The sequence below is a fragment of the Brevibacillus sp. SAFN-007a genome, assembly GCF_051967035.1.
Taxonomy (GTDB): domain Bacteria; phylum Bacillota; class Bacilli; order Brevibacillales; family Brevibacillaceae; genus Brevibacillus.
In genome coordinates this window covers 1-8,937 of the sequence record NZ_JBQCKK010000038.1, presented here as the reverse complement: position 1 = coordinate 8,937, position 8,937 = coordinate 1, and the positions used below count along the sequence as shown (strand labels likewise).

Genomic DNA, 8,937 nt, shown 5'->3' with positions numbered 1-8,937 from the left:
GCTGCTACGATTCGGAACAGCGTCGTGAGGTTTACGCAGCTTGGATACACCGCTGCAGATATTCTTGTCCTCAGTCCCATGAAAAAGGGACCCATTGGAACAGAAGAGCTGAATCGTGTGCTCCAGGAAACCCTCAATCCCTCTGCCCCCAATAAGGAAGAAATCGTGGTCGGGAAAACAGTCTTTCGAGTCGGGGACAAGATTATTCAGACCAAAAACAACTACGCGAAAGAGGTTTATAACGGCGATATCGGTAAGATTGATCGGATTGATTACCTGCTGGACAAAGAAGGGCACGTAACGGAAGAGAAAGGTCTGTACTGCACGATCAACGGCCAAGCGGTGACATACACAAAGGAAGAATTACATGAGCTTCAACTGGCCTATAGTATCACCATACACAAGTCGCAGGGAGGGCAGGCTCCCATCGTCATCATACCGGTATCGACCAGTCATTACATCATGCTTGCGAGAAATCTCATTTACACCGGAATCACCCGAGCCGAATCCAAAGTAGTCTTGGTGGGAACCAAAAAAGCCTTGCAGATTGCGATTAAGAACAACAAGATTGTGGCACGTAATACGAGACTAACCAAACGAATCGTTGAGGACATTCAGCTATATGGACTGAACAAGGCAGCCCCGACTCTTCCTAATTGGGAGGAGAGAAGGGCTGTTGATTTTTCCTAGCTTATAAAGCTTCCGGGAAAACGAAGGCGACTTGGCCTGCGGCAAGATCAAGACAGTCATCCTGCTCAATGAGAAATGGAATCTCCATGGAGACTAAGGCATCACGAAGGTAGCTGACCTCCTGCCAGGGGACTGGATAGTAAAACGACTTTTCCATACGATCACGCTCCTTGTGGTGAGCGTAGCATACCGGGTTGGGACAAAAAAGGTTTTACACAAGCTCAATTATGTTAAATGGCCTGACGGAAGGAGGACGTAAACAGTGAAGGTCTCACGGATACTACACTATCCCGGAAGCAAATGGAGCATGGCTGACTGGATCATCGAGCATATGCCGGAGCATGAGACTTACCTGGAGCCGTTTTTCGGAAGCGGCGCTGTCCTTTTCAACAAGCCGCCCTCCAAGATCGAAACGGTGAACGACCTGGACGGCCAAGTGGTCAACCTCTTCCGGGTAATCCGGGACCGGCCGGAGGAATTGGCGGAAAAGATAAGATGGACGCCATACTCCCGGCAGGAGTATTACGACAGCTACGAGCCGACTGGCGACGAGCTAGAGGACGCCCGACGGTTCCTGATTCGCTGCTGGATGGCACGCGGGGGTAAGACAAGCGATAGAACCGGTTGGCGGCACATCATCGACACGAACGGACCATCTGTAACGAAATCTTGGGCGGAATTGCCGGAGAAGATTCTTGCTGTGACGGAACGCCTGCGGTACGTGCAGATCGAGCAGCAACCAGCGCTGCAACTTATTGAACGGCACCGGCGGTCTGAGGTCTTGATTTACGCCGATCCTCCTTATGTCCTGGCGACACGGAACAACCGGATGTACAAACATGAAATGACGGATGCCGACCACCTGGAGCTGCTTGATGCTCTCGATGCCCATCCTGGTCCGGTTTTGCTTTCTGGTTACGAGCATCTCTTGTATGACGAACGCCTGGCGCACTGGTATAGGGAAACCAAATTCGTGCAAGCTGAAGGCGGGAAAAGGCGTAAGGAAGTCCTCTGGATCAATCCGCTGGCTGCGCAGCAGGTTGGGCAACAAACAATCTTTTCGCTGCCGGGGTACAGCTGGGGTAGGTGGGGGGTGTAGGACATGTCTTGGACCTTGATTAATAAGGGTGATCACAGAGCGCTGCAGTTGGCAGACAGGCACTACACCCGCCAGAAACCCGGAAGTAATCAGTTTTGTAGGCCGAGAAAGAACTTGGTCCTGCTTACAGAGGATGAAAAAGCGCTGTGGGTGACATGGAACGGTATCCGGGATGATGGCTGGGACGCTTGGGAATGTACCTTGTTCCGTAACGAGGGGAATTACCTCTCAAGTCACCTGATCGTGTTGGCGCTGGGGATTACACGGCACCTTTGGGGAGAACCGCCGGCAGAAGGGATCATCACCTACGTCGGAGAGCATTTGCGAGGCGGTTGCTTTCACGCAGCGGGATTCCGGAAGGTGGGGATGAGCAAGAGCGGCAGACTCCTGCTGCAGCTCCCACCGGACCGGTTCCCACCAGCAATGGAACCGGCTGAGGGTGGATTGTTCCGGCACGAAATCATCATTGCTTGAGGCATTTAACACAATGCTCAATTTGATAATCAGGGAGGGAAACGAATGGAAAATCAACGTATTGGCGTATGTTCAGTTTGCGACGAGCCGATCCACTATAAATACCCTTGCAGATGCAGAAGGGAAAAACCAAGGGTCATCACCCTATGCGGATCGACACGATTCAAAAGAGAGTTTGAAGAGGTCAATAAAAACCTTACATTGCAAGGGAACCTCGTGATATCGGTTGGCGTGTTTGGCCATAGCGAAGGCATCCAATTGTCAGAGCAAGAAAAGCAGATGCTGGACAATATCCACTTAAGAAAAATTGACATGGCAGATGAGATTTATGTGATCAATTTCGGTGGATACATTGGTTCTAGCACAAAGAACGAGATCGAATATGCTAAGGCAACCGGTAAGGAAATACGGTATCACGACGAAAAAGCGGTAAATTAACACGATAGTTACTCAGAAAAGGGAGGAAAGAACGATGGAAAACAAAGGTTTGTATGTGAAGTACGATGTCCGCAAGGTGGACACCGGCGAGCTGGTAAACGATTGCTTTGTACTCCGGCCAGATAAGGACAGAGCAGCATTTGCTGCACTGCGTGCTTACGCGGAACAAACTACAAATGACGAGTTGCGTAAAGACATCAATCAGTAGCTTGATTCCATTCTGGCTGAAAAGACCAAGGGGTTAAAAGCTTTCGCCATCGGACCTGATCGCTATGAGGTAGTGGTCGGATATGATCGGGAATCTGTCGTTGACTGGTACAAGCGGCACACCGGGGTCAGCGAAGAGGACTTTGCTGATTACGCAGTCGACGACTATCCGATGGACAAGCCGAACAAAGTGGAGTCACCTAGCGGCATTGGCTATATCACGACGACTGTACGTGAATGGGTGCAGGATGTTAAGCAATTTCCTTGCGTTGCGTGGTGGACGGAGTAGACAGGCATTGGGAGCAGTCTTCCATGGCTGCTCCTGGATACACAACGGTAACCGAGACAAGGAGAGAGTTATTGAACACATCTGATAATTCATCATTTTCGCTTTTGTGTAATTAGCCTCATAACAAAATATATAGATACGATGATCACTAAGACAAGCATGACCCAGCTTTCGCTATTTATACCACCGTTACCAATCAAATCTAATTTGAGCATGGTTGTTAAAATTACAATGGAAATGACAATATCTAATATGACTCTTTTCACTATATGTCACCTTTTCACAAATATTTCAAATGCCAGTATTACCCAAATCATAAGCTTATTGGTATTAATCACAACACACGATTTGTTAAATGGGGGTATGAACATGGCCGGATCGGCAACCGAAAGGAGATATGCGGTAGGCGAAATTGTTCCAGAAGGTTACGAATACGATAATCGCGGATTGAAATACGGGGATACCGTAACTTTGAACGAAGACGTGCTGATCAAGCTTGAGCCATTTTTTGAAAACATCATTATTCCCAAGGGGGCAAAAGGAACGATCAAGGGGTTGGACATTGAGAGTGGATCTTTTTTCAACCAAGTCGGTGATAAACATATGCCGGTTTGGTATAGAGGCCACAAAGTTTACTTCGACGTTTTCAGTCAGTATAAGTGCTTGCACGAAAACTTTTGTGCAGAAATCGAACCTTACAAGCTAGACAAGGTCAGCAACGTAATAGACCTCGCAGAAAAAATTAAAGCACGCAGTTAACACAACATTACGATTGTACCCTGGGGAGGGAACGGGAATGCTACGTGCTGGCGTATGGAGAATGCTTCACTCATTCACAGATTGCGGATATGCTCGGCATAACAAAGAGCAGCGTAGACACTCACATCAAGCGCGCTCAGCAAAAATATCGGATCGTGTGATGAACAGCCTCTTCTTAATCAGTTGAGCCTGTTTTTTGTCGTGCGAATGCCAATAGTAAGTGAAAGGACATTTTCTTTCACGAACCCCTCCTTACCCCCTCGGAAACGGGGCGAGATTTTTATCTATGGCAGGAATATGCATTCAAACGTCAAAGTATACTAAGGCCAAGAAACTAAGGAACGGGATGTAAGTATGGAAAAGCTACGTGACCAAGATGTTAGGGAGGTACTACTTGAGTTCCTTTCATCTGAACATCGAGATGAGCCAGATACCAGGATCATTAATGAATTGGGAATTGATTTTGGTGCTTCAAGAGTAGATGTCGCGGTTGTTAACGGTATACTACACGGTTATGAGATTAAGAGCGAAAGCGACAATCTAAAAAGACTTCCAAAGCAAATGGAATATTATAATCGGTTATTTGAACGAGTTACTATTGTGGTTGACGAGAAGTATTATGATGAAGTTAAAGTCACTGTGCCCAACTGGTGGGGGATTACAACTGTTAAGAAGAGAGCAGGAGAAGTCAAATTAATAAGCAAAAGAAAAGGACGTAAGCAAACGTCCCAAGATAAAGAGTTGCTATTAAAATTGCTTTGGAAAGATGAATTAGAGAAGCTAGTTGATGTACTGGGTTATTCAAAAAAGCTAAAAAGGCTTACCAAATCTCAACTTTTGGATATTTTTGCAGGTGAGAAAGATATCGATGTGATAAAGAATTTTGTTTATACCTCTCTCAAAACTAGAGAATTCTGGCGGAAGTAATTAATAGTAAATTCAATATGGTGGCTAATGCCGTATTCAATTAATTTGTTGTGACTTTTTATTACAATTTTCCTATGTGCCCCGTCGTGTATAGCTTTGTCGCCATCGGAGAAGTTTTTTCCATTATATGCCTTGCTCAGAATAATTTCATTGCATACTTTCACAAATGTCTCTATGCCATTATCTTTGATTAATGTTGATTTACCAACCATATAAGAGTCGGATGTAGTGTAAAAGACTTTTAAGTAAGTATTTTCTTGCTTAATTTTTTTTCCTTCATCTGGCTCTGGAGTGAGTCTAACTGTGTAGTCCGAGTACAGCAATGAACGGTGTTTTTGTTTTAGCTTCAAGTAGGTTGCAAAGTCACTACGGGGTGCAATTTTATTGAAAGTCATAGGCTTTGCTTTATCGGCATTGGCAGGGCAAGAGGACAAGCAAATAATTGGAGTAGCATTTTGAAGTTTAGTAAATACCTCTACGGCACTTTCGATTCTAGTCGCATTACTGTTCTTATCGAAAAAGTCTATAATGATAAATTTTTTAACAGCGTTATCAAAGTACTTTTTAATAATGGTGTCTACACGATCAAATATTATGCTGTCCAGCACTTCATCAGACTACCAACACCTTATACGAACGGCGATTTTGTCAGGATTACTCTTTGCAATAGCTTCGACATACCAATCTGCAGAATCAAAATGGAAAGCAGGGATGTAATTTAATCCTTGCTCTTTAAATTTTTGCGAGCAATAGCTGACCAAATCAACACCTTTATCGGACAAGAGTTGGTTGTTAGGACTGCCAATAAAATCGAAAGCTTGACGGAAGTCGTAAATGAATTCCCTATCTTCAAAAGTTTTTTTGAAATACGTTCCAATTGTTTTGAATGTTTCCCACCATTTTGAACGATTACTGGTGGCGATACGTCTTGATTCAATTATTGGTATAATTGCTTTTTTTGTTTCTTCTTTTAGATTAGAGTAGGCGCCGATTTCTGCATTTGAATGTCTAAGAACAGGAAAATAACTCACAAAAAATACCATCCTTTCCATGTTGATTAACTATATTATTCTATCGATAGCATTACACACCTTCCAAATGTCAGAAAATGTCGGACGAAAGTTGTAGGAATATGGTCGCTAGTGGCGAATTGTCGAGGTGGGAGGGATTTTCATGAATCCAATTTATTTTGCTTACGCTCAAGCTGTTGCAAAAATTGGTGGAGCCATAAGAGAAACCGCTAATAAATATGGCGAGATTAGTAGTTGCAAGCCAGAAACAATAGATGACATAAGGGCAATGAAAGAAGGCTACCAACAATTACTGAAGGAATTCAAAAGTCAAAAAGCGGAGTTAAATAGCATAACAGCTCCTGGCATTGTAGAAAATGAGCACGCACAATTGGTAAACATTTTCTCAGAGTATATACAGGCTACCCAGAGTCTTATCAATTCACTTGATATTGACAACGTAAAGGCGGATACAACAATGTTTGAAGGAGGGTTAGAAAAACAGAGACTAGCTTCTGCCAAAATTGTGGCGATTACAAAAGTTATGGCGGAAAAATTAAGTAAGTGACAAGCACCCACGCGGTGCTTTTTCTTTTTTGTGGAGAAGATCTTTTAGTTAAATCATCGGTATTCCGTTGATAAGGCGGATAACATCAAACCCAGTTCCAGGAAAGGATCAAAAATCCCCACTAGCGAATTTAATTAGCGGGGGGATGAAAGTGGAAGCTGAAAAGTTGTATGAAATTGCAGATATGCATCATTGGCTAGATTATCAACCACATGAAGGGCATTACGGAAACTATAGTCCGGGTCAAGTTGTTGCTGCCTTTAAAATATCTGACGTTTATCACACATTTTGTTTTGCTCGTTCATCATTATGTTTCTTGGAGCTGGACAATTATGGGCAGATGATAGAAAAACATGATCAATTACATGTTACTTGGGCTAAAGCACATTTTTTTCTTAATGCTTTAGCTTGCTACAATTATTGTGTTGATTTGTCCTGGCAAGCTGCTTGGCTTTATTATGCCGTAGATGAATATCAAGTGATAGAAGATGAAGAGCAATACAATTCATTGTTGGAAGAATGTTATTTTGACGAATTGTGGTGGCAACTTACTCTACTCAAGCAATTTAAGCTTAGGAATCACCTCCAAGCTTTCAAGAGTAATAGAACATTTCACCTTGTACGTGAAAAGTATAATTATCAAAAACATCGTGGAACATTTCACTTTGTTGGTATGGGACAGAACCCTAAAAAATTCATGGGCAGTGTTAATGGCTTTAAACCCAAATTATTGGCAAGGGAAGAAATCAATATCGACGAATGGAAAGAGATCTTAATAGAGTTTGATCTCTTGTTTGTTAGGTATTTTGACCAGTTAATAAACATGTTGCTTCCTAAGGACTTTGCAAATATGCCATTCGACTTCACTTCAGTTTTGAAGGTTTACAGAAAATTAAAGGGTCATAAGTAAAAATATTAGAGGACCTAAACTTTTTTTACATTCCAAAACAAACTCAATTGGGTGGTGGTGGTAATGTAGTGCGCCAATTCGTCGACCCGGACACCAGTGAAGTTTTCTATGAGGAGCAACCTCCGGCGCCCCGACGAGATCATCAAGGTATTCCGGCCAGCCGACCGTAGCGTTGAGTTCGTGAAAATCAAAGCCAGCCAGAAGGCAAAGCGACGGCTCAGAAAACTGGCACTCGTCGAGGCTGTTTTTTGATGAAGGTGGTATGAAAAAAACAACAAAAACTATAAGAAAGGAGGAAAGAAAAAGGGACTAGATGCCGCTAGTCCCTTTTGAATCTCAATATGAACACAAATAAATTATACCAACTTTATGTGTATTTGGTCAACCATTCCTTTGTTCGTTTCAGTGATGTTGCAGATGTTTTTGCAGTTCACAGAGCTACCGTTTGGAGGAATATACGGAAACTTGAAATTGCCAATCTGATCCAGACACAACGGACATGTGAAGGGGTCAAAATCGAAAAGGTGGGTGAGTGGCGGCAGGATGCTACCCAGGTTAAAGTAGTCCCAAGAAAAGCACGGGACAGTAATGTTGCATCCAAGACTGTCCTTAAAGAAAAGATTAGGATTCAGGAGGTGGGGGGCAGAGGAGACGCCAGAACGGAACAGGTCGTTCCCAATGTTGCAATGGGAATGGAAAGCGATGTTGCATTTGTCCCCAGCTGCAATTGCATGGATAAAGCAGGTAATGTTGCATTCCAAGAACCGGCAGCCGCTAATGGAGTATATATAAAAAAGTATATATTACCCCAGTTGGTTACGCGCGCGTGTGTGAATCCTGCAACGTTGGTCAATCAGCAGTCGGGGGCCACGGCTCTAAAACCAATTGATTGTGACGAGGGTGAAATCACTGCGGCTTCTCTCGCGAGTGCATTGATTTTACCCTCGAAAGTTTCCACGGACCGAGCTCGAGCTGCTGCAACATGGATACGAGAATGGATTGACCTCCCGGTATATTTCCGTCATCTTGGGATTACGGTTCAAAGAGAAAACCGATCGGGTGAACATCCTTGCTTGTGCCCGCTCCATGGGGATACCGAACCAAGTATGTATGCCAACAGGGAAAAAGGCATCTGGTACTGCCATGCCTGCTCCATTTCTGGCGATGCTGCGGAAATGGTTCGACACATGTACGGAATGCGCTTTGGAGATGCGGTACGGAAGGTGCTTAAGGACGTAAGACAGCTATTGTTCAAAGGCGAAACCCGAGTGCTTTTAGCAATACCAGGGGAGGTTTATCGGGCTTGGATTGATTTGGGAAAATACAAGAGACCCCGCAACCAATCTTCGTGTAAGCAGAAGACGACTACTGTTTCAAATAAACTTCTCAAAATGCAACGACGGGAGCTGGCGCATAAGTATGCTGCCGATCTTTGTCTCTCCCAAGATGCCCAGAACTATCTAAGAGAAAGGGGATTGGATGCTAATACCATCCGAACGTATGGCATTGGATGGGATCAGAAGACCAACAGTATCGTATTCTCCAACCGAGACGCAGTAACAGGGG

Annotated in this window: 13 protein-coding genes and 1 pseudogene; 12 read left to right on the top strand and 2 right to left on the bottom strand. The window is 44.1% G+C overall.

From position 1 onward, the window contains the following. Nucleotides 1–690 (top strand): ATP-binding domain-containing protein (locus tag ACTHO6_RS20855; RefSeq protein WP_440243722.1); only part of this gene is annotated, 690 nt, incomplete at its 5' end. Nucleotide 691: 1 nt separating this feature from the next. Here ACTHO6_RS20855 and ACTHO6_RS20850 read toward each other — a convergent pair. After that, nucleotides 692–847 carry a hypothetical protein gene (locus ACTHO6_RS20850; RefSeq protein ID WP_238501321.1) on the bottom strand — a complete coding sequence of 52 codons (156 nt, stop codon included), beginning with the start codon at nt 845–847 and terminating at the stop codon, nt 692–694. A gap of 105 nt (nt 848–952) precedes the next feature. Between ACTHO6_RS20850 and ACTHO6_RS20845 the strand changes: the two genes are divergently transcribed. The 8 genes from ACTHO6_RS20845 to ACTHO6_RS20810 all read left to right on the top strand — a co-directional run bounded on the left by ACTHO6_RS20845 (nt 953) and on the right by ACTHO6_RS20810 (nt 4,883). Further along, a complete protein-coding gene (locus tag ACTHO6_RS20845; RefSeq protein ID WP_238501323.1) occupies nt 953–1,789 on the top strand; it encodes a DNA adenine methylase in 837 nt (278 codons plus the stop codon). A gap of 3 nt (nt 1,790–1,792) precedes the next feature. Next, nucleotides 1,793–2,263, top strand: a complete 471-nt coding sequence (locus ACTHO6_RS20840) for a hypothetical protein (protein ID WP_238501325.1) — start codon at nt 1,793–1,795, stop codon at nt 2,261–2,263. A 45-nt stretch (nt 2,264–2,308) separates the two neighbouring features. Beyond that, nucleotides 2,309–2,701, top strand: a complete 393-nt coding sequence (locus tag ACTHO6_RS20835) for a DUF4406 domain-containing protein (RefSeq protein ID WP_310764618.1) — start codon at nt 2,309–2,311, stop codon at nt 2,699–2,701. A gap of 34 nt (nt 2,702–2,735) precedes the next feature. Further along, the gene (locus tag ACTHO6_RS20830; protein WP_238501326.1) at nt 2,736–2,909 is read left to right on the top strand and encodes a hypothetical protein; all 174 of its coding nucleotides are present in this window, start codon (nt 2,736–2,738) and stop codon (nt 2,907–2,909) included. A 72-nt stretch (nt 2,910–2,981) separates the two neighbouring features. Further along, a complete protein-coding gene (locus ACTHO6_RS20825; RefSeq protein WP_238501327.1) occupies nt 2,982–3,197 on the top strand; it encodes a hypothetical protein in 216 nt (71 codons plus the stop codon). 369 nt (nt 3,198–3,566) lie between these two features. Then, nucleotides 3,567–3,956 (top strand): hypothetical protein, encoded by a 390-nt coding sequence (locus ACTHO6_RS20820; RefSeq protein WP_238501328.1) that lies wholly within the window; start codon nt 3,567–3,569, stop codon nt 3,954–3,956. 44 nt (nt 3,957–4,000) lie between these two features. After that, nucleotides 4,001–4,117, top strand: a complete 117-nt coding sequence (locus tag ACTHO6_RS20815) for a sigma factor-like helix-turn-helix DNA-binding protein (RefSeq protein WP_238501329.1) — start codon at nt 4,001–4,003, stop codon at nt 4,115–4,117. 193 nt (nt 4,118–4,310) lie between these two features. Continuing rightward, entirely contained in the window at nt 4,311–4,883 is a 573-nt protein-coding gene (locus ACTHO6_RS20810; protein WP_238501333.1) for a sce7726 family protein, read from the top strand. Here the strand turns inward: ACTHO6_RS20810 and ACTHO6_RS20805 are convergent. Next, nucleotides 4,844–5,914, bottom strand: a pseudogene (locus ACTHO6_RS20805) (beta family protein). The gene ACTHO6_RS20810 and the pseudogene ACTHO6_RS20805 sit on opposite strands and share 40 nt — an antisense overlap. A gap of 142 nt (nt 5,915–6,056) precedes the next feature. Between ACTHO6_RS20805 and ACTHO6_RS20800 the strand changes: the two are divergent. The 3 genes from ACTHO6_RS20800 to ACTHO6_RS20790 all read left to right on the top strand — a co-directional run. Next, the gene (locus ACTHO6_RS20800) at nt 6,057–6,461 is read left to right on the top strand and encodes a hypothetical protein (RefSeq protein WP_238501334.1); all 405 of its coding nucleotides are present in this window, start codon (nt 6,057–6,059) and stop codon (nt 6,459–6,461) included. 151 nt (nt 6,462–6,612) lie between these two features. Next, entirely contained in the window at nt 6,613–7,371 is a 759-nt protein-coding gene (locus ACTHO6_RS20795) for a hypothetical protein (RefSeq protein ID WP_238501336.1), read from the top strand. A 341-nt stretch (nt 7,372–7,712) separates the two neighbouring features. Continuing rightward, on the top strand, nt 7,713–8,937 hold a 1,225-nt coding region (locus ACTHO6_RS20790), incomplete at its 3' end, for a CHC2 zinc finger domain-containing protein (RefSeq protein ID WP_440243717.1).

Coding starts and splice junctions, on each gene's coding strand:
- ACTHO6_RS20850 (WP_238501321.1), bottom strand. CDS start 847: ATGGAAAAGTCGTTTTACTATCCAGTCCCCTGGCAGGAGGTCAGCTAC.
- ACTHO6_RS20840 (WP_238501325.1), top strand. CDS start 1,793: ATGTCTTGGACCTTGATTAATAAGGGTGATCACAGAGCGCTGCAGTTG.
- ACTHO6_RS20835 (WP_310764618.1), top strand. CDS start 2,309: ATGGAAAATCAACGTATTGGCGTATGTTCAGTTTGCGACGAGCCGATC.
- ACTHO6_RS20830 (WP_238501326.1), top strand. CDS start 2,736: ATGGAAAACAAAGGTTTGTATGTGAAGTACGATGTCCGCAAGGTGGAC.
- ACTHO6_RS20820 (WP_238501328.1), top strand. CDS start 3,567: ATGGCCGGATCGGCAACCGAAAGGAGATATGCGGTAGGCGAAATTGTT.
- ACTHO6_RS20810 (WP_238501333.1), top strand. CDS start 4,311: ATGGAAAAGCTACGTGACCAAGATGTTAGGGAGGTACTACTTGAGTTC.
- ACTHO6_RS20800 (WP_238501334.1), top strand. CDS start 6,057: ATGAATCCAATTTATTTTGCTTACGCTCAAGCTGTTGCAAAAATTGGT.